The 22,548-nt window shown below is 60.4% G+C and carries 17 protein-coding genes; 10 read left to right on the forward strand and 7 right to left on the reverse strand.

What is annotated here, in order from left to right:
- The first annotated feature begins 21 nt into the window (after nucleotides 1–21).
- From ptsP to J7416_RS01015, 5 genes are all read left to right on the forward strand, one after another.
- Nucleotides 22–2,265: a phosphoenolpyruvate--protein phosphotransferase gene (gene ptsP / locus J7416_RS00995; RefSeq protein WP_209222243.1), complete on the forward strand. Its 2,244-nt coding sequence runs from the start codon at nucleotides 22–24 to the stop codon at nucleotides 2,263–2,265.
- 110 nt (nucleotides 2,266–2,375) lie between these two features.
- Nucleotides 2,376–3,821 carry a glucose-6-phosphate dehydrogenase gene (zwf, locus tag J7416_RS01000; protein ID WP_209222245.1) on the forward strand — a complete coding sequence of 482 codons (1,446 nt, stop codon included), beginning with the start codon at nucleotides 2,376–2,378 and terminating at the stop codon, nucleotides 3,819–3,821.
- A gap of 2 nt (nucleotides 3,822–3,823) precedes the next feature.
- Nucleotides 3,824–5,629: a phosphogluconate dehydratase gene (edd, locus tag J7416_RS01005; RefSeq protein ID WP_247744071.1), complete on the forward strand. Its 1,806-nt coding sequence runs from the start codon at nucleotides 3,824–3,826 to the stop codon at nucleotides 5,627–5,629.
- 3 nt (nucleotides 5,630–5,632) lie between these two features.
- Nucleotides 5,633–6,265 (forward strand): bifunctional 4-hydroxy-2-oxoglutarate aldolase/2-dehydro-3-deoxy-phosphogluconate aldolase, encoded by a 633-nt coding sequence (locus J7416_RS01010; RefSeq protein WP_209222247.1) that lies wholly within the window; start codon nucleotides 5,633–5,635, stop codon nucleotides 6,263–6,265.
- A 51-nt stretch (nucleotides 6,266–6,316) separates the two neighbouring features.
- Entirely contained in the window at nucleotides 6,317–7,507 is a 1,191-nt protein-coding gene (locus J7416_RS01015) for an aminotransferase class V-fold PLP-dependent enzyme (protein ID WP_209222249.1), read from the forward strand.
- A 91-nt stretch (nucleotides 7,508–7,598) separates the two neighbouring features.
- Here J7416_RS01015 and J7416_RS01020 read toward each other — a convergent pair whose 3' ends face one another.
- On the reverse strand, nucleotides 7,599–8,708 hold the full coding sequence (locus tag J7416_RS01020) for a pyridoxal phosphate-dependent aminotransferase (protein WP_209222251.1): 1,110 nt from the start codon (nucleotides 8,706–8,708) through the stop codon (nucleotides 7,599–7,601).
- Nucleotides 8,709–8,802: 94 nt separating this feature from the next.
- On the opposite strand from J7416_RS01020, the gene J7416_RS01025 reads away from it, so the two are divergent.
- Entirely contained in the window at nucleotides 8,803–9,873 is a 1,071-nt protein-coding gene (locus J7416_RS01025) for an SMP-30/gluconolactonase/LRE family protein (protein ID WP_209222253.1), read from the forward strand.
- 64 nt (nucleotides 9,874–9,937) lie between these two features.
- Nucleotides 9,938–10,720, forward strand: coding sequence for a crotonase/enoyl-CoA hydratase family protein (locus J7416_RS01030; protein WP_209222254.1), 783 nt, complete (start codon nucleotides 9,938–9,940; stop codon nucleotides 10,718–10,720).
- Between the two features lie 80 nt (nucleotides 10,721–10,800).
- On the opposite strand, the gene J7416_RS01035 is transcribed toward J7416_RS01030, so the two are convergent.
- From J7416_RS01035 to J7416_RS01045, 3 genes are all read right to left on the reverse strand, one after another.
- Nucleotides 10,801–11,133, reverse strand: coding sequence for a DUF1992 domain-containing protein (locus J7416_RS01035; protein ID WP_209222255.1), 333 nt, complete (start codon nucleotides 11,131–11,133; stop codon nucleotides 10,801–10,803).
- A 39-nt stretch (nucleotides 11,134–11,172) separates the two neighbouring features.
- Nucleotides 11,173–12,336 (reverse strand): benzoate/H(+) symporter BenE family transporter, encoded by a 1,164-nt coding sequence (locus tag J7416_RS01040; RefSeq protein ID WP_209222256.1) that lies wholly within the window; start codon nucleotides 12,334–12,336, stop codon nucleotides 11,173–11,175.
- A gap of 141 nt (nucleotides 12,337–12,477) precedes the next feature.
- Nucleotides 12,478–15,639 (reverse strand): valine--tRNA ligase, encoded by a 3,162-nt coding sequence (locus J7416_RS01045; RefSeq protein WP_209222257.1) that lies wholly within the window; start codon nucleotides 15,637–15,639, stop codon nucleotides 12,478–12,480.
- 133 nt (nucleotides 15,640–15,772) lie between these two features.
- Here J7416_RS01045 and J7416_RS01050 point away from each other — a divergent pair, with 133 nt between their 5' ends.
- Nucleotides 15,773–18,064: a xanthine dehydrogenase family protein molybdopterin-binding subunit gene (locus J7416_RS01050; protein WP_209222258.1), complete on the forward strand. Its 2,292-nt coding sequence runs from the start codon at nucleotides 15,773–15,775 to the stop codon at nucleotides 18,062–18,064.
- Nucleotides 18,042–19,118: a DUF2235 domain-containing protein gene (locus tag J7416_RS01055; protein WP_209222259.1), complete on the forward strand. Its 1,077-nt coding sequence runs from the start codon at nucleotides 18,042–18,044 to the stop codon at nucleotides 19,116–19,118. Before J7416_RS01050 ends, J7416_RS01055 begins: the two co-directional genes overlap by 23 nt.
- A gap of 3 nt (nucleotides 19,119–19,121) precedes the next feature.
- On the opposite strand, the gene J7416_RS01060 is transcribed toward J7416_RS01055, so the two are convergent.
- Nucleotides 19,122–19,832: a hypothetical protein gene (locus tag J7416_RS01060; RefSeq protein WP_209222260.1), complete on the reverse strand. Its 711-nt coding sequence runs from the start codon at nucleotides 19,830–19,832 to the stop codon at nucleotides 19,122–19,124.
- A 152-nt stretch (nucleotides 19,833–19,984) separates the two neighbouring features.
- On the reverse strand, nucleotides 19,985–20,560 hold the full coding sequence (locus J7416_RS01065) for a GcrA family cell cycle regulator (protein WP_209222261.1): 576 nt from the start codon (nucleotides 20,558–20,560) through the stop codon (nucleotides 19,985–19,987).
- A 128-nt stretch (nucleotides 20,561–20,688) separates the two neighbouring features.
- On the opposite strand from J7416_RS01065, the gene J7416_RS01070 reads away from it, so the two are divergent.
- Nucleotides 20,689–21,492 (forward strand): ABC transporter permease, encoded by an 804-nt coding sequence (locus tag J7416_RS01070; RefSeq protein ID WP_209222262.1) that lies wholly within the window; start codon nucleotides 20,689–20,691, stop codon nucleotides 21,490–21,492.
- Between the two features lie 13 nt (nucleotides 21,493–21,505).
- Here J7416_RS01070 and J7416_RS01075 read toward each other — a convergent pair whose 3' ends face one another.
- Nucleotides 21,506–22,390 (reverse strand): DMT family transporter, encoded by an 885-nt coding sequence (locus J7416_RS01075; RefSeq protein ID WP_209223797.1) that lies wholly within the window; start codon nucleotides 22,388–22,390, stop codon nucleotides 21,506–21,508.
- Between the last annotated feature and the right edge of the window lie 158 nt (nucleotides 22,391–22,548).

Consider the following 22,548-nt stretch of genomic DNA (forward strand, 5'->3'; position numbering starts at 1 on the left):
ACACCATAAACTGGTTGGGCCATGGCAGAAGGCACCGAAACAGAATCCCGCAAGCTGCTAGGGCGGCTGCGCGAAGAGATGGCGAGCGAAGCCGCCGGTCAGGAACGTCTTGACCGGATCACCAGCCTGATCGCTGACAGCATCCGGGCCGAGGTCTGCTCGATCTATCTGTTCCGGGATTCCGAGACTCTGGAACTGTGTGCAACCGAAGGATTGTCGCCCGAGGCGGTGCACAAAACCCGAATGCGGCTGGGCGAGGGCCTTGTGGGCCGCGTCGCGCAGTTCGGCAAGATCGTAAACACTGCGGATGCGCCGTCGACCAAGGGCTTCCGCTATATGCCGGAAACGGGCGAAGAGCGGTTTTCGTCCTTCCTGGGTGTACCGATTCAGCGTCTGGGCGAGAAGTTGGGCGTTCTGGTCGTCCAGTCCCGCGATGCGCGCGAATACTCAGCTGATGAGGTCTATGCGCTGGAAGTTGTCGCCATGGTTCTGGCAGAAATGACCGAGCTTGGCGCGTTTGTGGGCGAGGGCGCGGCCCTGTCCCCGCGCCACCAGCAATCGGTGCAGTTCAACGGCGGCCCGGCGCAAGAGGGATCGGCCGAGGGGCATGTCTGGTTGCATGAACCACGCGTTGTGGTCACCAACCCGATTGCCGACGACCCCCATCGCGAGCGCGAACGCCTGACCGAGGCTGTGGATGAGCTGCGGGTGGGCGTCGACAAGATGCTTGAAATTTCGCAGGGCGGCGACAAAGAGCAACTGCAAGTTCTCGAAGCCTATCGGATGTTTGCCAATTCCAAAGGCTGGATGCGCCGGATGGAAGAGGACATTGCCCTTGGCCTCAGTGCCGAAGCGGCGGTTGAGAAAGAGCAGTCGCAAGCCCGCGCCCGCATGGGGCAGGTAACCGACCCTTACTTGCGCGAACGTCTGGCCGATCTGGATGACCTCAGCAATCGGTTGCTTCGTATTCTGACCGGGCAGGGGGCCACCAACGGGGCCGATCTGCCGCCCGATCCGATCCTGATTGCACGTAACATCGGACCCGGTGACCTGCTGGAATATGGCCGGTCGCTGAAGGGCATCGTGCTCGAAGAAGGCTCGGTCGGCAGCCACGCAACAATTGTAGCCCGCGCCCTGGCGATTCCGCTGGTGGTTCATGTGGGCCATATCACGACCGAAGCGTTGAATGGTGATCATATTCTGGTTGATGGCGATCAGGGCATGGTCCATCTGCGCCCCGAAGATACCGTCGTGTCCGCGTTCCGCGACAAGATCGCGATGCAGGCGAAAGCCCAGGAACGTTATGCGTCGATCCGCGATACTCCAACGGTGACGCGGGACGGTGAGCGGATCAATCTGGTCATGAACGCTGGCCTGATGGCGGATCTGCCGTCCTTGGGAAACTCAGGCGCCGAAGGCGTAGGCCTGTTCCGCACCGAGCTGCAGTTTCTGGTGCGCAACCAAATGCCCAAGCGGTCCGAGCTTGTGACGCAATATCAGCGTGTTATGGATGCCGCGGGCGAAAAGCGCGTCGTGTTCCGCACGCTGGATATCGGGTCGGACAAGGTCTTGCCCTACATGAAGCATGTTGAAGAGCCAAACCCGGCGCTGGGTTGGCGTGCGATCCGGGTCGGATTGGACAAACGCGGCGTGATGCGGATGCAGTTGCAGGCGTTGATGCGGGCAGCCAACGGCCGACCCTTGACCCTGATGTTCCCGTTTGTCGCACAGGCCGACGAATTCCGAGAGGCCAAGTGGGAAGTCAACAAGACCATCGAGCGCGAGAAGCGACTGGGTCACGTGCTGCCCGAGGCGATCGAGGTCGGCGCGATGCTGGAAACCCCATCGCTCGCCTTTGCGCCACAGAAGTTCTTTGATGAGGTCGATTTCGTCTCGATCGGTGGCAACGACCTGAAACAGTTCTTCTTTGCCGCTGACCGCGAGAACGAACTGGTGCGCCGTCGGTATGACACGCTCAATGTCAGTTTCCTCACCTTTATCGAGCGCATTGTCGAACGCTGCAACATTTCGAACACGCCCCTGTCTTTTTGCGGCGAGGATGCCGGACGTCCGGTCGAGGCGTTGTGCCTGGCTGCCATGGGCATTCGGACGCTGTCGATGCGCCCCGCGTCGATTGGTCCGGTCAAAAGCGTGTTGTTGCGGGCCGACTTACAATCGCTGCGCAAGATCATCGCCGACGCGCGTCACCGCGGTGAGCAATCGGTGCGACCATCAGTGATGGAGTGGTTGCGGAATCTGGGTTGATTTTCCAGCCGCGCTTCCCTATTCAGTGCGTGAATGTTAGCGATAACAGTGCCCGCGTCCCAAGGCGATCAGCGCCAGGAGATGCCAGCAAGACCTAAAGGAGCCAACGGATGGTTTCACGCGTAATCCCGGTACACCCGTTCGATCTGGTGTTATTCGGTGCAACCGGAGATCTGGCGCAGCGAAAAATCCTGCCGGGTCTCTATCACCGGTTCGAAGTCGGCCAAATGCCCGAAAGTGCCCAGATCATCGGTACCGCCAGGTCTGATATGGACAGCGACGGGTTTCGCGACCTGATCCGCGCGTCGATGAAAGAATTTGCCCCGGCCTTCAAAAAGGATGTTCTGGATCAGTTCCTGAGCCGCGTGGAATACGTTCCCGTGGACGCGATGGGGGACTCGGGCTGGGACGAACTTGCCAAAGTCTTGCGCCCTGACGTGGTGCGCGCCTTTTATCTGTCTGTGGGTCCAAGCCTGTTTTCCGGCATCGCACAACGGCTGAGCGATCACGGGTTGGCAACGCCGGACAGCCGTATCGTGGTCGAAAAACCCTTTGGCCACGACCTCGCCTCGGCCAAGGCATTGAACGCCGGGCTGCGCGCTTGCTTTGAAGAGCACCAGATTTATCGGATCGACCATTATCTGGGTAAAGAAACGGTGCAGAACCTCATGGCGCTGCGCTTTGCCAACTCATTGTTCGAACCGCTGTGGAACGCGACCCATATCGACCATGTGCAGATCACCGTTGCTGAAACGGTTGGGGTCGAGGGGCGGGGCGCTTACTACGATCAGTCCGGTGCAATGCGTGACATGGTGCAGAACCACCTTGTGCAGCTGTTGTGTTTGACCGCGATGGAACCTCCGTCCAAGTTTTCGCCGAATTCGGTTCGTGACGAAAAGGTCAAGGTGATCGAAGCGCTGGAACCGGTCGCACCGTCGGACATCGCACGCGGCCAATATCGCACAAGCAAAGGGGCCGACGGTTATCTGGATCATGTTGGAAACCCGGCCAGTCGCACCGAAAGCTTTATTGCGCTCAAGGCCCATCTGGGAAATTGGCGCTGGGCTGGGGTGCCGTTTTACCTGCGCACGGGCAAACGTCTGCGCGCACGGGAATCCGAAATTGCGGTATTCTTCCGAGACCCGCCGCATACGATCTTTCCCAACGTGGGCCCTCTGCGCGGCAATGTCTTGGTGATCCGCTTGCAACCAGACGAAGGCATCACCCTGCGCACCACGATCAAAGAGCCGGGGCAGGGCGGTTTCCGCCTGTCCGACGTGGCGCTGGATATGAGCTTTGCCGAGGCCTTGGGGGATGAGGCCAAATCACCAGATGCCTATGAACGTCTGGTGATGGATGTCATCCGCGGCGATCAGACCCTGTTCATGCGCGGTGATGAGGCCGAAGCCGCCTGGGCCTGGGTTGATCCCATCATTCAAGGCTGGGAAGAGCGGGGCGACCGTCCGGCGAAGTATGATCAGGGCAGTTCCGGCCCCGAAGAAGCACTGATGCTGATGCATCGCGATGGACGCCGCTGGCGTCAGATCGGAGGGTAATCATGGTTCATTCCGTCATCACCGACGTCACTCAACGCATCATCGACCGCAGCGCCGACCTGCGCGGCCCTCATTTGGAGCGGATGGAACATGCGCGTTCCAAAGGTCCGGCGCGCGCGCATTTGTCCTGCAGCGGTCAGGCCCATGCCTATGCAGGTGCGGGCGAAGATCAACAGACCATGGCCACTGGTACAGCAGGCAATCTGGGTATTGTCACCGCCTACAACGATATGCTGTCGGCTCACCAGCCGTTTGAACGGTATCCCGCTTTGATCCGCGACGCGATCCGCGCTGCAGGCGGCACCGCTCAGGTCGCGGGCGGTGTGCCGGCCATGTGTGACGGTGTCACGCAAGGTGAAGCGGGGATGGAGCTGTCGCTGTTCTCGCGCGATGTGATTGCCTTGGCCACGGGCGTGGCGCTCAGCCACAACACCTACGATGCAGCCGTGTTTCTGGGCGTCTGTGATAAGATCGTCCCCGGTTTGATCATCGGCGCTCAGACGTTCGGCCATCTGCCAGCTGTGTTCCTGCCTGCCGGTCCAATGACCAGCGGTCTGCCCAACGACGAAAAGGCCAAGGTCCGCCAGCAATTCGCCGCCGGTGAAGTCGGACGCGACGAACTGATGAAGGCCGAGATGGCAGCCTATCACGGTCCGGGCACCTGCACCTTCTATGGCACCGCAAATACCAACCAGATGCTGATGGAGTTTATGGGCCTGCACCTGCCGGGCTCGAGCTTCGTCAACCCGAACACGCCGTTGCGCGATGCGCTGACCGAAGAAGGTGCGCGCCGCGCTTTGTCGTTAAGCGCGCTTGGCAATCACTATACGCCGGTCTGCCAGATTCTGGATGAACGCGCCTTTGTGAACGGTATCGTGGGCCTGATGGCAACGGGCGGCTCGACCAACCTTTTGATCCACCTGATCGCCATGGCGCGCGCAGGCGGTATCGTATTGGATTGGGAGGATTTTTCGGACATCTCCGCCGTGGTGCCGTTGGTCGCGCGGGTCTATCCAAACGGGTTGGCCGATGTGAACCATTTCCATGCCGCGGGCGGATTGGGGTACTGCATCGGCACCCTGCTGGAAGACGGTTTGCTGCATCCCGATACGCTGACCGTCGCGGGGCAGGGCCTGCATCGTTACACGCAGGAACCCAAGCTGAAGGATGGTGACCTGATCTGGGAAGATGGCGCGGGCCATAGCCTGAACGAAAAGATCGTCCGTTCGGCCAAAGACCCGTTCCAGCCCACCGGTGGCTTGTCTCGCCTGACTGGCAATCTGGGTACTGGCGTGATGAAGGTTTCGGCTGTCGCGCCTGAACACCAGGTCGTCGAAGCTCCTGTCCGTGTGTTCAACGATCAGGACGAGGTCAAAACCGCTTTCAAGGCCGGGGAATTCACGGACGATGTGATTGTCGTCGTACGTTTCCAGGGCCCCAAGGCAAACGGCATGCCCGAGCTGCACTCGTTGACCCCAATCCTGTCGATCCTGCAGGGCCGCGGGCAAAAGGTGGCGCTGGTCACGGATGGCCGCATGTCCGGCGCATCCGGTAAAGTTCCCGCCGCGATCCACGTCTGCCCCGAGGCGCTGGACGGTGGCGCAATCGCGTGCCTACAGGATGGCGATATCCTGCGTGTCGATGCGGTGAAGGGCGAGCTAGAGATCCTGACCCCCGGCGTCCTTGATCGCGCGCCAGCCGTCGCCGATTTGACGGGCAACCAACATGGCGTTGGCCGCGATCTCTTCGGTACCTTCCGCCAAAATGTCGGGTCTGCGGACACCGGCGCCAGCATTTTCGGAGCTTGATCCATGTCCAAAACCCAACGCACCCGCGAAATCTGTGCTTTGGCCCCAATCGTTCCCGTGCTCGTCGTCGACGATGCGGCACAGGCGCGCCCACTGGCCGAGGCGCTGGTGGCCGGTGGTCTGCCTGCGCTTGAGGTTACTCTGCGCACACCTGCGGCTCTGGACGCGATCCGAGCCATGGCTGAGGTTCCCGGCGGCGTCGTCGGTGCAGGTACGCTGGTCACGCCCGAAGACGTGCGGGCGGCCAAAGAAGCGGGTGCACAGTTTGGCGTGTCTCCGGGCGCAACAGACGCGCTGATCGCGGCCTGTGAAGCCGAAGGGCTGCCGCTGCTGCCAGGTGCGGCGACCGCAAGCGAGGCAATGGCCCTGCTGGAAAAAGGCTATGACATGCTCAAATTCTTCCCGGCCGAAGCCTCTGGCGGCGCGCCCGCTTTGAAGGCCATCGGTGCCCCTCTGCCACAGATCAAATTCTGCCCGACCGGAGGCGTGTCTCCTGAAAACGCGCGCAATTACCTGTCTTTGTCCAACGTCGTGTGTGCAGGTGGCAGCTGGGTCGCACCAAAACAAATGGTCATCGATGGCGATTGGGCAGGCATCGAAAACCTTGCGCGCTCAGCGTCCAAGCTGATGGATTGACGCCGCCAAAGGCTGCGTTAGGGTGGGCGTCAATTCTTACAGGTTGATCCCATGACAGACCCTATATCTTTGGCGCAAGGGCGCGCATATCTGGCGATTCCCGGACCTTCGGTGATGCCCGACGCGGTGTTGCAGGCCATGCACCGCCCGTCACCGAATATCTACGACGGTGAGTTGATCGAGATGATGCCCGCGCTGACCCGCGATCTGTGCCGTGTGGCGCGCACCGATCACAATGTGGCAATCTATATCGCCAACGGTCACGGCACGTGGGAGGCCGCGCTATCCAACGTGATCGCGCCCGGTGAAACGGTGCTGGCCCCGGCGTCGGGGCGGTTCACCCATGGGTGGGCCGAGATGGCCGAGGGGATCGGGGCCAAGATCGATGTGATCGACTTCGGTTCGTCCTCGGCCTGGGATTTGGATCGGATTGCCGACGCTTTGCGCGCGGACACGGCCCATCAGATCAAGGCTGTTCTGGCGGTTCACGTCGATACTTCCAGCTCGATCCGGAATGACATTCCGGCGTTGCGGGCGGTGTTGAACGATCTGGGTCACCCGGCGCTCTTGATGGCGGATTGCATCGCCTCCTTGGGGTGCGACCAGTTCGAAATGGACGCCTGGGGCGTCGATGTTATGGTCACCGCCTGCCAGAAGGGTCTGATGACACCAGCCGGTACAGGGTTCGTGTTTTTCAACGAGAAGGCACAAGCCAAACGTGCCTCGATGCCGCGCGTGTCCCGGTATTGGGATTGGCAGCCAAGAGCGAACCCCGAACTGTTCTATCAGTACTTCAATGGCACTGCACCGACGCATCACTTGTATGGCCTGCGTGCCGCGCTGGACCTGATCCTCGCCGAGGGAATCGAGCAGGTGTGGGCACGCCACAAACGTCTGGCAACTGCAATCTGGGCGGCCTGCGAGATCTGGGCACAAGGTGGCGCACTACAGATCAATGTTGCCGATCGCAGGCATCGCAGCCATGCTGTGACCGCTCTGCGATTGACAGACGGTCGCGGCACACCGCTGCGAGAGTTTACTGAACACAAGCTGGGCTTAACCCTCGGCATCGGTCTGGGGATGGAGGATTGGGATGGATGCTTCCGTCTTGGTCACATGGGCTATGTGAACGGGCAGATGGTCATGGCGATGTTGGGTGGCGTGGAAACTGCGATGGCCGCGTTGGACATCCCCCGAGGCCAGGGCGCGCTTGAGGCCGCTGCTGCCACGCTGGCGGCATAGCGACTAAATCCGCGTCTTCATCTGGCCCAAAATATCCTCGGGGGAGTCGCGCCTTGTGCGCGATGGGGGGCAGACAGCCCCCCCTAACCCGTCACTCAGCTTGCGCCTTGGCTGCGGCCAACGCGACCGGCAAGGCGGCCGCAAAAGCCTCCAGATCAGATGTCTCACCACAGCTGACACGGATGCAACGGTTTTGCGGCGCGGCAAACGGCATACGCACAAAAATGCCCTGCGCGACCAGCGCATCCAGAACGGCCTTGGCAAATGCCCCATCCTGCCCACAATCAATGGCGACGAAATTCGTGGCTGAGGGCAGGGGGGTCAACCCGTTCGCGCGCGCGATCCGGCCAATCTGCTCGCGCGCATTGGCGATACGAGACTGGACGTGCTCCAGCCAATCGTAGTCCTGCAAAGCCGCCAGAGCGCCAGCCTGTGCCGCTCGATTCATCCCAAAATGATTGCGCACTTTGTTGAAGGCCAAGATCAGGCCCGGCGCCGCGATGGCATAGCCCACGCGCGCACCCGCCATGCCGTAAACCTTGGAAAAGGTCCGCATACGGATCACGCGAGGATCGTCAGCGGCAACTGGGGCGGCAGTACCCTCTGGCGCGCATTCCACATAAGCCTCGTCCAGTACAAGCAGGCACCCGTCCGGCAGGTTATCCAATGCGCTCAAAATGTTCGCGCCAGAGAGCCAACTGCCCATCGGGTTGTCGGGGTTGGCCAGATAAACCAGCTTGGCATCTACTTCGGCCGCCTTGGCAAACAACGCCATGGGGTCTTCGTGATCGTCGCGGTAGGGCACTTTGTGCAGGGTGCCGCCAAAACCGGCCACGTGGTAACTGAAGGTCGGGTAAGCCCCGTCCGAGGTGACAACCGCATCCCCAGGGCCAACCATCAGGCGCACCAGATACCCCAACAGCCCGTCGATCCCTTCGCCCACGACGATGTTCTCGGGCGTCACGCCGTGGTGATCGGCCAAAGCGTTGCGCAGATCGTGGTTTTCGGGGTCGCCATACATCCAGATGCCTGTGTCGGCCATCGCGGCGATGGCCCGTGGCGAGGGACCAAACACGCTTTCATTCGCCCCCAGCCGAGCAACAAACGGCGCGCCGCGCTGGCGTTCCTGTGTTTCGGGGCCAACAAAGGGCACGGTTGCAGGCAGGGATTGGGCAAGCGGGGTATAGCGAGGCTCAGTCATGGGGGCAGATAAACGCAAGGTCACAAGACAGGCAAGCTTGCGTTGCGCAGAGATGCTTCGCACTCTGTGACCAACACGTCAGGGAGGAGCGCACATGCGCATCGTTTTGGGTCTTTTGATCGTCGGACTCGCTTATCTGGTATTCTGGCCGGTCCCGGTGCAGCCGGTGGTTTGGGACCCGCCTGAGGCACCTGGCTTTACAGGTGAGTATGCGGAAAACAACGCCTTGGACGGGCTGGAGCTGATCTCTTTGCCGGACGGTCAGATTGGTCCCGAAGACATTGCGATCATACCGGACGGCACGGTGTTTACGACCTCGTTGTCGGGGGCGCTTTTTCAGATTGACGGGGACGAACCGGTCAAAGTTGACGATTTGGGCGGTCGACCCTTGGGCCTGAAAGCCGGGCCTGAGGGCGCGCTGTACATCGCAGACAGTTTTCGTGGCATAATGCGGTGGACCGGGCCCGGCACGCTGGAAACAGTGATTTCCGAGATCGACGGCGCGCCGGTGATTTATGCAAACCAGCTGGACGTGGCGCAGGACGGGACGATCTATTTCTCGAATTCGTCTGACCGGTTTGACCCCGAGACCATGGGTGGGACCAAGCCAACATCGGTTCTGACCATATGGGAGCAATCGGACACGGGCTATGTCGCCCGCCATTCCCCCGACGGCACGGCTGAAAAACTGGCCGAAGGGTTCGTCTATACCAATGGCGTTGCTTTGTCGCCCGACGAAGATTTCCTGCTGATCGCTGAAACTGGGCAGGCGCGGGTGCACAAGCTGTGGCTGACAGGGCCAAAAGCGGGCCAGCAAGAGGTTCTGCTGGATAACCTGCCCGGTTATCCCGACAATATCGAGGCGCAGGGCGACGGTACCTATTGGATGGCTTTCGCCAGCCCGCGCGTCCCCACCGAGGCGCTGATGCCGTACCCTTTTCTGCGCAAAGTGCTCTGGCGGTTGGGGCCGATGGTGCGACCCGCTCCGATCCATCGGGGAATGATCATTCAGTTTGATGGTGAGGGGACGATTTTGCAAAACCTGCAGGATCCCGATGGTCGCGTGGGCATTACCACCGGCGGCAAGGTCGCCGGGGACCAGCTCTATGTGACGACGCTGGACTCGCCATGGTTCGGGCGAATGTCCGTCTCGGATCTGCCCTAACGTAGAGGTGGAACTAAGCGGACCTTCCGGGCATGGTGTTTCAAACCGGAATTGGGAGGCCCAAATGTCACGTGTTTCCATCGAGTACAAAGACCACATCGCCCATGTCACACTGACCCGCGGCGATAAAATGAACGCGCTGGACGACGCGATGATCAAGGCGATCATTTCCGCCGGGCAAGAGGTTGCGGCCTCGGACGCGCGCGCGGTGGTTCTGTCGGGCGAGGGCAAGAGCTTTTGCGCTGGCCTCGACATGGCCGGTTTTGCCAGCATGGCGCAAACGGACCCAACCGATTGGCTAATGTCACGCAGCCACAAAGATGCCAATGAGGTGCAAGAGGTCGCTCTGGTCTGGCGACGCGTGCCTGTTCCCGTGATCTGCGCCATTCAGGGCGTTGCTTATGGCGGCGGTCTGCAACTGGCGCTGGGCGCTGATGTTCGCATTGCCCACCCCGAGGCAAAGCTGTCGGTGATGGAGATGAAATGGGGCCTGATCCCGGATATGGGCGGAATGGTTTTGCTACCAAAGCTGGTTCGGTCAGATGTGCTGCGCCTGTTGACCTACACCGCGCGTCCCATTGGTGCTGCTCAGGCGGCAGAGTGGGGGTTGGTCACCAAGCTTTCGGATGATCCACGAACCGAGGCCATCGCTTTGGCCGAGAACATCGCAGGCCAAAGCCCATCGGCGATCCGGGCGGCCAAGCGCCTGATCAAGGTCGCCGAGTCCCAACCCCGTGCTGAAGTTCTGACCGAGGAATCCTCCGAACAGGTCGCGTTAATTGGCAAACCGGAGCAGATGGAGGTTATTGCGGCACAGATGCAGGGTCGCAAGCCGGAATTCAAATGAATATGGTGGCAGTCCGACCCTGCTGGTCCGAAATCGAACGACCCGGTTTTGGTGCCTGTTTAGACATTTGCGCACGAGTGCTAACGTAAAAAGGCCCGCCTTGCATCGCGCGCCATGTTGTAGCGCATCTCAAGCTCGGCAATCTGCGCCATTGTTGCCTTGCGCTCTTCCGGGTCGGTCTGAGAAGCATAGGATTTTCGCGCGTCGTCCAGCTTTTTCTTGATGTCGAACTCTTCGGGCAAAACACCTGCCTGTGCCATGATGCGATGACCTGCCGCAAGCGCCGGATCGGTTTGCGCTTCGGACGAACGATCGGGCAGAGGCCGACCTTCGCCCTCCAACCTGTCCAGCTGACCTTCGGCTTGCGCCTTTTTGATCTGGCGTTCAACCAGTTTTCCAAACGATCCCAACATGACTCCAATGTACTTGACCAGTGCGGCGGGGAAAAGTGATCATCTGAGACGGTTGGTAACAAGATAGACGACACCTCCTGCCGCCAATCCCCAAACCGCTGCACCTAGACCGAACACAGTGATACCGGACGCGGTGATCGCAAAGGTCAGGATTGCCGCTTCGCGCTCTGTTGGAACCGCAAGCGCGGCGTGTGTGGCGTTTGCCATCACCCCGATCAGAGCGATACCCGTGAGCGTGCCCATCAGCAACGGATCGGCATGGGCGGCAAACCCTGTGATCGCCACAGCGAACACCCCGAAAAGGCAATAGAACACGCCTGCCATGACCGCTGACCAATAGCGCTGGTTCGGGTCCGGATGGCTGTCCTCGTTCGAGCACATGGCCGCTGTAATCGCTGCTAGGCAGGTGGCGGGGGCACCAAAGGGGGCGGACAGGATGCTTGCCCCACCGACCGCCGAGAACAGATTGCCGGCCCGCGGCGCGTAGCCAAAGCTGCGCATCACGGCGATACCGGGGATGTTCTGCGTGGCCATGGTGACAATGAACAGAGGGATACCGATGCCGATCGCAGAGGCGACCGAGAACGTCGGCATTGTAAGAACAGGCGCTGCCACCAAATGTTCCGGCATGACCGAGCCGTCGCCAGCGTTCAGAACAACGACAATAGCCGCGGCGATCACAGCGGCCGGAACCGCAAATAGCCGGTTGATCCGCCCGGCGATGAACCACGTTAGGATGACTGGTAACGCTTGCGATGGAACAGCGGCGGCGGCTTGAAACGGGATAACGCACAGTGGCAACAAAACCCCGCCCAGCATTGCCTGCGCCAGCGTCGTCGGGATGGCCGCTGCAAGCCTTCCAAGCGGCCCCCACAATCCGGCCAGAACAGTCAGCGCACCTGCACACAGGAACGCCCCTACGGCGTCCGAAAATCCGACCAGCGGAGTTGCGGAAACTGCAAGCAGGGCGGCCCCCGGCGTGGACCAGGCCACGCTGATCGGTTGCTTGTACCAAAGGCTGACGACAATCGCCGTCAACCCCATCGCAATTGCGGCCATCATCAAGCCAGAGGCGGACTCAGCCTCCGATGCGCCCATTGCGGCCAGACCCTGCAGCACAATCGGAAATGAGCTGAAGAACCCAACCACCGCGACCACAAGGCCGGTCGATACTGTTTGCAAGGGTGGAGAAGAGCGCGCCATCGCAGCCTCAGAGTTGCCTAGGCGACTTGCTAACAATCCCAAGCGGCTGGGAACAAGCTAAAAGCAGTCGCTATAAGCAAAAACCCCGCCGAAGGCATATCGGCGGGGGTTGGGATTTAAGTATTTGGAAAAAGATGAAGATCAGGCGATTTCGGCCAGACGGGCGAGGGCCTCGTTTAGTTTCGCCTCTTCTTCTTCGCGGGCGGCGAGGTTGGCTTTGGCTTCCTCAACAACCTCTTCCGGGGCCGAGGCCACGAATTTGGGGTTGTTCAGGCGTCCGCGCAGGCCGCCGAGCTCTTTGGCCAGTTTGCCTTTGGCTTTCTCCAGTCGTTCCTTCTCCGCGCCGATGTCGATGATGTCCGCCAGAGGCAGGCCGAAGGACGCGCCGGGGGCGGCGATCGAGATTGTGCCTTTGGGCAGCTCGTCGGTCTTTGTCAGGCTGTCGATCCGTGCCAGACGCTTGATCAGCGCCTCGTTGCGGCCCCATGCGGCTTGGCCGTTGGCGTCGATCTCGGTCACCAGCATCGGCACATAGAGGCCAGCCGGAACCCGCATCTGCGCTCGGGCCGAGCGGGTGTTTTCGATCACCGAGATCACCCAGTTCATCTCACGGTCTGCTTCAGCGTCGATCAAATCGGCGGCTGCGTAGGTCGGCCAGTCTGCGTGGACGACCATCTTGGGCCGCGTGCCGGTCAGGCCCCAAAGCTCTTCGGTGATAAAGGGCATGATCGGGTGCAGCAGGACCATGCATTGATCAAGAACCCAGCGCATGGTGGCGCGGGTTTCGGCCTGGGCCTCGGCGTCGTCGCCCTGCAGCAAGGGTTTCGACAGTTCTACGTACCAGTCGCAGACCTTGCCCCAGACAAAAGCGTACAGAGCGTTGGCCGCATCGTTGAAGCGATAGCTTTCCAGCGCCGCGTCGACCTCTTCCCGCACGCGGGCGGTTTCGCCGATGATCCAGCGGTTCACGGCGGCTTTGGGTTTCAGGTCGGCCACGTCGAGTTGTGGAACGGCGTCGGTGAAGACATCGTTCATCTCGGCAAAGCGGACGGCGTTCCACAGCTTGGTGCCGAAGTTGCGATAGCCGGTGATGCGCTCGCGGGACAGTTTCAGCACGCCGCCAATCGCCGCCATCGAGGCATTGGTGAACCGCAGCGCGTCGGCGCCGAATTCGTCCACGATCTCCAGCGGGTCGATGACGTTGCCAGTGGTTTTGGACATCTTCTTGCCCTTCTCGTCGCGGACGAGCTGGTGCAGGTAGACGGTGTGGAACGGGATCTGATCGACCACGGCCAGTTGCATCATCATCATCCGGGCGACCCAGAAGAACAGGATGTCGAAACCGGTGATCAGAACGTCCGTGGGGAAGTAGCGTTCCAGTTCCTCGGTCTGCTCGGGCCAGCCCAGCGTTCCAATGGGCCAGAGGCCGGACGAGAACCAAGTGTCGAGAACGTCGGGGTCGCGCCAAACCGGGTAAATCAGCTTGGTCGGGTCTTGCTCAATCGCGTACTGAGCAAGGCTCTCAGCGAACTGATGGATCGCTTCCTGCTTGTCGGCAACTTCGACGACCGTCGCGTGGCTCAGCGGGCTGGGAATGTTTGCGTTGTCGTCGAGGAATTTTTCCGTAACGGCTTCAAGGCTCGAAGCACATTCCATGACGTTGCCGCGATGCAGCATGCCACCTTCGTTCAGCAAGCGGCCCAACTCGACCAGATCAAGGTTGCCGTCGTTTTCGTCGTCCTTGAACTCTTCAGCCGAGAGATCAAGCCCATACCAAACCGGAATCTGGTGCCCCCACCACAGCTGGCGCGAAATGCACCAGGGCTCGATGTTTTCAAGCCAGTGGTAATAGGTTTTCTCGCCCGACTCGGGGATGATCTTGACCGTGCCGTCCTTGACCGCATCCAGCGCGGGGCCAACGACCTTTTCGGCATCGACGAACCACTGGTCGGTGAACATCGGCTCGATCACGACTTTCGAACGGTCTCCGAAGGGCTGCATGATCGGTTTGAACTCGACCAACGGCACCAGTTTGTCGGCACCTTCGTGATCCGGCTTCAACGCGGTCGAGCCCAGACGCGGGTCATCCGCGCGGGTCATCACGGCCAGACCGTCGGCGGTGATCTCTTCGACAACCTTCGCCCGCGCCTCGAACCGGTCGAGGCCGCGCAGGTGGTCGGGGACCAGATTGATCGCGTCGATCTCATTCTCGGTGAACGCTTTGCCGCGTGCGAATTCTTGGGCCTTGCCCGCCTCGTTGGCGTAGGGCGCGCCATCGGCTCGCATCGCGCCTTTGGTGTCCATCAGGCGGTACATCGGGATACCGCCACGCTTGGCGACCTGATTGTCGTTGAAGTCATGCGCGCCAGTGATCTTCACCGCACCCGAGCCAAACTCAGGATCAGGGTAGTCATCGGTAATAATCGGAATCTGGCGGCGATGCTCTTTCGGACCAACCGGGATTTCGCAGAGTTTGCCGATGATTGGCGCATACCGTTCATCCGAGGGGTGAACCGCAACCGCGCCGTCGCCCAGCATGGTTTCGGGCCGCGTGGTCGCGATGGAAATGTAGTCTCGCTCCTCGCGGAAGATCACATTCCCATCTTCATCTTTTTCCAAATACTCATATGTCTCACCGCCCGCCAAGGGGTACTTGAAGTGCCACATATGCCCGGCGACTTCAATATTCTCGACCTCAAGGTCCGAAATGGCCGTTTCGAAATGCGGGTCCCAGTTGACCAGTCGCTTGCCGCGATAGATCAGGCCCTTTTCGTACATGTCGACAAAGACCTTAATGACGGCGTCGTGGAAGTTGGCCGAGTTTTCATGCCCCGTCCGCGGATCGCGCGGTGCGCCTGCCATTGTGAAGGCATTGCGCGACCAGTCGCAGCTAGAGCCCAGACGCTTTAGCTGTTCGATAATTGTGCCGCCGTATTCGCCTTTCCATTCCCAGACCTTGTCCAGAAACGCCTCACGCCCCATTTCTCGGCGACTTGGTTGCTGGGTGGCGGCCAGCATCTTTTCCACCTGCATTTGCGTCGCAATACCGGCGTGGTCCTGTCCGGGTTGCCACAGCGTGTCGAAGCCGCGCATGCGGTGCCAGCGGATCAGGATGTCCTGCAGCGTGTTGTTGAATGCATGGCCCACGTGCAGCGCCCCCGTCACGTTGGGCGGCGGGATCATGATGGTAAAGCTTTCGTCGCGCGATTTGTTCGCGCCTGCCTTGAAGGCTCCGGCCTGTTCCCAGACCTCGTATATGCGGGCCTCGGCTTCGGCCGCGTTGAATGTCTTTTCCATCGCCATCGGGTGCGTCCTGCGTCATCAATCTTGGGTCAGCGCCTGCAATAGCGAATGCTTGCAAGAAGGGGAAGGCCCCTATGGACATCACCCGGCTGCAGGCTAGTCTCGCCCCGTATCGCAGCGGCAGGAGCACAGCATGGAAAAGTTCGGCAGAAGCCAGCCCGTCAAACGGATCGAGGATCAGCGGTTTCTGACCGGGCAGGGGTGTTACATGGACGACGACGTGCCCGAGAACGCCCTGTTTGCGGCGTTCTTCCGAAGCCCGGTCGCCCATGGTCGGATAACCGCGCTTGACCTGGATGCCGCGCGGCAGGCGGACGGCGTGCGCTTTGTCCTTGCATTGGACGATCTTGTGGCCGCCGGGATTGACACCGTCATGAATGCCGCTGCCGTGCCGAACCGCGATGGTTCGCAAACCGCGCTGCCTGATCGTCATATGCTGGCGAAAGATCGCGTCCGTTTCGTAGGCGAACCCGTCGCCGTCGTGATTGCAGAGACGCTGTCGCAGGCGCGGGACGCGGCCGAGTTGATCTGGATGGAAACCGATGATCTGTCCGCAAAACTGGACGTCGATATTGGGGGCGCGCCACTGCATGCCGAGGTTCCCGACAACAGGGCGTTTGACTGGGGGCTTGGGGACGAAACGGCGACAGAGGCCGCCTTTCAGTCCGCCGCCCATACCGTTGCGCTGAACGTCGCCGATAACCGGGTTATTATAACGTCGATCGAGCCGCGCGGCTGTCGGGCCAGTTGGGCCGATGGACGGCTGCACTTTGCTTATGGCGGGCAAGGCGTTTGGGCAATGCGGGGACAGTTGGCGCAAAAGCTGAAGCTTAAGCCAGAGGAGATTCGGGTCACTACTCCGGACGTCGGCGGCGGGTTCGGTATGAAGGTGATGCCATATCCCGAGTATTTCTGCGTCTCGGTTGCGGCGATGAAGCTGGGCCAGCCCGTGCACTGGATGTCGGACCGGTCCGAGGCGATGCTGTCGGATCACCACGGTCGCGACCTGACCTCGCTTGCCGAACTGGCCTTTGACGAAGACCTGAACATCACTGCCTACCGGGTGCACAGCAAAGTCAATCTGGGTGCATATAGCAGCCATTTCGGGCAGGCGATTCAGACCAATCTGTTCAGCAAGGTTCTGATGGGGGTCTACGACGTTCAGGCCACATATCTGCGGGTCGAAGGGTTCTATACCAACACAACGCAGGTCGACGCCTATCGCGGCGCAGGCCGACCCGAGGCGATCTATGTGCTGGAACGCGTCCTTGACCGTGCCGCGCGGCAATTGGGTGTCGACCCGTGGGAGCTGCGTCGCCGGAACTTTATCAAACCGCAGAACTTCCCTTACAAGACCGCGACGGGCGAAACCTATGACGTAGGCGATTTCGACATGGTCCTGTCCCGCGCTGAGGAACAGAGCCAAGGATTCGCGGACCGCAAGGCCGCCGATGCCGACCGCGGCCTGATCCGCGGGCAGGGGCTGTGTTACTATATCGAAAGTATTTTGGGTGACCCTTCGGAAAACGCAAAAGTCGAGTTCTGCGAGGATGGCACCGTGAATCTCTATGTTGGCACCCAGTCAAACGGGCAGGGACACGAGACGGTGTACGCGCATTTCCTGTCGGACCAGACCGGGATTCCGCTGGATCAGATCAACGTGGTGCAAGGTGACAGCGATAGATTGGCGCATGGCGGTGGCACGGGCGGGTCGCGCTCGGTCACGGTACAAAGCACGGCGACCCTGGCGACTATCGACGTCATGATCGCCGCATTCACGCCTTATCTTGCCGATAAGATGGGGGTCGAGGAAATCGATGTGTATTTCGACCACGAAACCTTTCGCGCGCCGGGTTCGAACCTGACGCCCACCCTGACCGAGGCGGCCGAGATGGCCCGTGCCGATGGGCGCACTGACCTGTTGCGGCACGAGGCGCGCGCCGAACTGGATGCGCGCAGCTATCCCAACGGTGCCCATGTTGCCGAAGTCGTGATCGATTCTTACACCGGCGAAACCTGGGTTGACCGCTATATCGTGGTCGATGATTTCGGCAACCTTATCAACCCGATGCTGGCCGAAGGGCAGGTGCATGGCGGGGTGGCCCAAGGTATCGGTCAGGCGTTGTCAGAGCATGTTGTGCATGATGCGCAGGGGCAACTGCTCACGGCTTCGTTGATGGATTACGCCTTGCCCCGCGCCGCCGAGATACCCATGATTAAGTTTACCTCGGCGCCGGTTCCGTCAACTTCTAACCCGATGGGGATGAAAGGATGCGGAGAGGCCGGCACCGTGGGCGCGCTGGCCGCTGTGGCAAACGCGGTTCAGGATGCGCTCTGGGATCACGGGGTGCGGCAGGCTGATATGCCTTTCACACCTCAAAGAGTATGGGAATTGCTGACGCATGGTTCTGTCGCGGCTGAGTAGAAAGGTTCTGGGATGGCTTGGACGGCCTTTGCAGTCCGAGCATTCCGCCGAGGCGCTTCACCGCGAGCCTGTCAGCCATGTCATTATCCTCGACGGCACGATGTCGACGCTTGAGCCAGGCTTTGAAACCCATGCGGGTCAAGCCTATCGCCTGTGCCGCGAGATGGGCAGTCAGGTATCCGTGTTTTACGAATCCGGCGTGCAATGGGACAACTGGAAGTCTTCTCTGGACGTGATGATGGGGCGCGGCATCAATCGCCAAATCCGCCGCGCCTATGGCTATCTTGCGTCGCGTTACAAGCCCGGCGACCGGATTTACTTCATCGGGTACTCGCGCGGCGCATATGGGGTGCGTAGCCTCGCAGGCGTGATCGACATGATCGGTCTGCTCAAGGCCGAACACGCGACGGTGCGCAACATTAAACAGGCCTATCGCCACTATGAATGCAATGCCAGCGGGGCTGCTGCAGCCGCGTTCCGACGGCAGTTTTGCCATGAAGACGTGGCGATCGAGATGGTGGGCGTCTGGGACACGGTCAAAGCGCTTGGCATGCGCCTGCCGCTGCTCTGGCGCTGGGCCGAAGAACGCCACGCCTTCCACAACCACCAGCTTGGCCCGGCCACGCGCCACGGCTATCACGCTATGGCACTGGATGAGACCCGCGAAGTATTTGAGCCGGTGTTGTGGAAATGTACCCCCGAATTCAAAGGCCATGTGGAGCAGGTCTGGTTCCGCGGCACCCATGGCGACGTCGGTGGGCAATTGAATGGGTTTGAAGAGGCGCGTCCGCTCAGCAACATTTCTCTGATCTGGATGCTGGACAAGGCCGAGCTGCACGGCCTGCCCCTGCCCGAAGGCTGGCGCGACCGCTTTCCGACAGATACGCATGCGCCGTCAGTAGGAACATGGCGCGGCTGGGGCAAGATTTTCCTGCTGCGCAAGCATCGCAAAGTCGGACGCGACCGGTCAGAGCATCTGCACGTCTCGGTCGCGCCGGACGAGTTGCCGGGATGGGTGCCGATGCCGGATCTACCGTCCCATCCGGCGCAGTAGCGGTTAGCTTGGAACACAAGCGTTTCTGACGGGTTGGATCAGTGCGTCCGGGCGTTCGATCAGATCGAAGCGCCATCTTCTGGGCGACCAGTTATAGATGCGTTGCTTGTCGGGGTGATCGACGATCATCAGGCCGTGAAAGTACCATTTCGACGTGGATTTGTACCCTGTCGCTTCGGTGTAAAACGCAAACCCACGTAGCTCGTATATCGCGCCGACTGGGGAACCTTGCGCATGGTGGGCAATGCAATAAGGCGATCCATTTGCGATGAAGTGAGATTGGATCAGGATCATCGACACTGTAAGCAAGGACCACAAAGCTGCGATTGCTGCCGCGATAATCCCGAGCTTTGCGATCCACGAAGGGCCGGGTTCGTGATCGTGGCCTGCCCAGATGAGAAAACTTGAAGACACTGCAATCGTGAGCGTCAACCCATGTATCAGCTCTGTGGTCGAAAACAGCGAAAACATCCCGGCGGCCAGGGTCAGTAACAGGCCAGCGATCAGCGAGCACCCTGCTAAAAGCCTTGCCAACCAAACAGGTAATCGCTGCATCCCCATCAAAACGAAGCTTGCAACGATCAGGGGCGTGAAGGGGGCGAGCCAAGCGCAAAGATACAAAACCTGTATCAACGGCGATGGCGTTCTACCGAACGGGTTGGGTGTGAATACCGACGGATTGAGCGGCATCATATAGGCCAGAAAAATCAACACGGCATAGGCGCAGAATAGGATATTGTTTTTGCTGGCGGGTAGAATTGGGAAATTCCTCGAGGAAAAAAATGGCCACCTATCTTTTGACAGGTGGCCAGTGGAAAATGTTAGTGTAAGTGAGGCAAGTCGAAAGTTCGAGTGCCCACCGTACCTTACCGCCGACGATCTCTGCGCGAGCTCATCGGCTGGAAGGCCACGCCCACATGCGCCTCGCAATATGGCTTTCCGGGTTCAACCGGCAGTCCGCAGAACCAGAAATCCTCGGTCGCGGGGTCGCCCACGGGCCATTTGCAAGTTTTCTCGGTCAGTTCCATCAGGGTCAGCTTCTTGGCCTTCTTCTCGATCTCATTGACCTTGGCCAGCGCCTCGGGGCTGATTTCGTTGGCCGAAGGCTGCGGCGGCAGCGGTTGACCGGCCGGGATAATCTGGCGCCGAGCCGGAACGGCAGGCTTTGCCTCGGCGGCCGGGGCAGGGGCCGGGCGCGCGGGTTCTGTTTTGGGCGCGGGCTTTGGCTTTGCCTCGGCCTTGGGCGCGGGTGCCGGCTTTTCCTTGGGCTCGGCCTTGGCGGGCGAGCCGCCGGTTGCGCGGTTCGACAGACCCAGGCGGTGCACCTTACCGATGACCGCGTTTCGGGTTACGCCGCCCAGTTCTTTGGCGATCTGGCTGGCCGACTGGCCCTCGCCCCACATCTTCTTGAGCAGTTCTACGCGCTCATCAGTCCAGGACATGCGCTTCCTTTCAAAAAAGGGGAAAGCGGCCCCGGATTCGGGCCGCCTTCGAAATTCGTCTCAGCACCCTATTCTAATCACTGCGTCCCGAGTTACAAGCGGTTCTCGAATCAGGATGAGGGCAGAAGATGCAGATTCCCGCAGATCACAGCGAACGCCGTTTCGGAGCGGTCAATTGGATGGGGCTGTACACGCTGGCCCAGCGCGAAACGCTGCGGTTTCTGGCGGTCTGGACCCAGACGCTTTTGGCGCCGCTTGTGACGGCGGGGCTGTTCCTGCTGATCTTCAACATCGCCATCGGACCCGGGCGGCCTGACGTGATGGGCGTGCCGTTCCTGACCTTTCTAGCCCCCGGCATCATGATGATGACGGTGATCCAGAATGCCTTCGCCAATACTTCGTCCTCGATGGTGATCGCGAAGGTGCAGGGCAACATCGTCGATACGCTTATGCCGCCTTTGTCGCCGCTCGAGATCCTGCTGGGCTATCTGGCCGGAGGCATCGTTCGGGGCGTCCTGATCGCCTGTGTTGTTGCGGCGGCCCTTGCGCTGGTCCTCGGGATTTACCCGCAAAACCCGCTGATCGCCTTGGTTTTTGTTGTGTTGGGCGGCGCGTTCATGGGCGCGCTTGGTCTGTTCGCCGGGATTTTTGCCAACAAGTTCGACCAGATGGCGGCGATCACGAACTTTATCGTGACACCGCTCGCGTTTCTGTCCGGTACTTTCTATTCGGTGCAGGCGTTGCCACCGATCCTGAACCGATTGAGCCATGTGAACCCGGTTTTCTACCTGATTGACGGGTTGCGTTATGGGATGATCGGGGTGTCCGACAGCTCACCCTTACTAGGGATCGCGGTGTGTATTGGCGCGACCGTTTTGGTTGGCGCGCTGACATGGCAGATGTTGCGAACCGGCTATCGGCTAAAGGCCTGAGCGGGGGTAGCCGTTAGGCCTGACGCGCCCGCGCCTCGCGCCAGACTAGGATCAGCCCGCCAGTCAAAATAATGACCGAACCGATCATGCTGATGCCGTCCGGGACAACTCCGAAAATCGCGAAGTCGTAGAACGCTGCGAAGATCAGCGTCGCGTAACTGATCGGTGCCACGAATGAGGCATCGGCGCGCGCCATACCGTTCACAAAACACGCTTGCGCGCAGGCCATCAGCACCCCAATCGCAACCAGCGCGGCCCATTGCTGCGGCGTCGGTATTTGGAAGACAAAGCTGACGGCGATTGAGGCGATCGTCAGGCCCATCGCATTGTTGATCAGCAAAATTTGTATCGGAATTTCGCGACCCGAGAGCTTCTTGATGAAAATCAGCTCCATCCCGATGATCGCCGCCGCAGACAGAGCCAGCAACGCAGCGGGTTGAAAACTGGCGGGCGTGGGTCTGAGCAGGATAAGTGCGCCAAGCAAGGCGACCGCAGCGGCCAGCCAACGCCACGGACCGACGCCTTCTTTCAGCAAGGGAATCGCCAGAACCATCGCGAACACTGGGTTGAGGAAGGAAATCGCCGTCGCATCCGAAACCGGGATGAACGCGACCGAGGCGAACATCAGTGTGATCCCCGCCCACCCAAAGCTGGTTCGCCCAATATGCAGCCCCCAGTGCGGGCGTTGCAGGCGCGGGCGCATGATGCCTACGGCAGTGACGATCACCACAAAGGCAAACAGGAACCTTCCGTGACTGATCTGCATTGGGTGCAACGCGGGACCCAAAGTGTCCGTTCCCAACGCTTTGGCCAGCAACGTGGTTCCTGCCAGCAAAGCGCTTGCTGCGGTAATCAACACGGCCGCAAGCGGCGGGTTATAGGTTTTGGCGACAAACATGCCCCAGCGGTGCGCCAGCGCCGGTAAAATGGCAAGGATCAAATGCCCAACGCGCCAAGTATTTTTGCGGCTTGCCAATTTCAGGGTTTTCAGGGGCGCGGGTTCTGGCTATACGGCCCGCATGATCAAACACGCACATATCCTGCGACTCCGACGCC

The sequence above is a fragment of the Ruegeria sp. R14_0 genome (genome assembly GCF_017743975.1).
Lineage (GTDB): Bacteria > Pseudomonadota > Alphaproteobacteria > Rhodobacterales > Rhodobacteraceae > Ruegeria.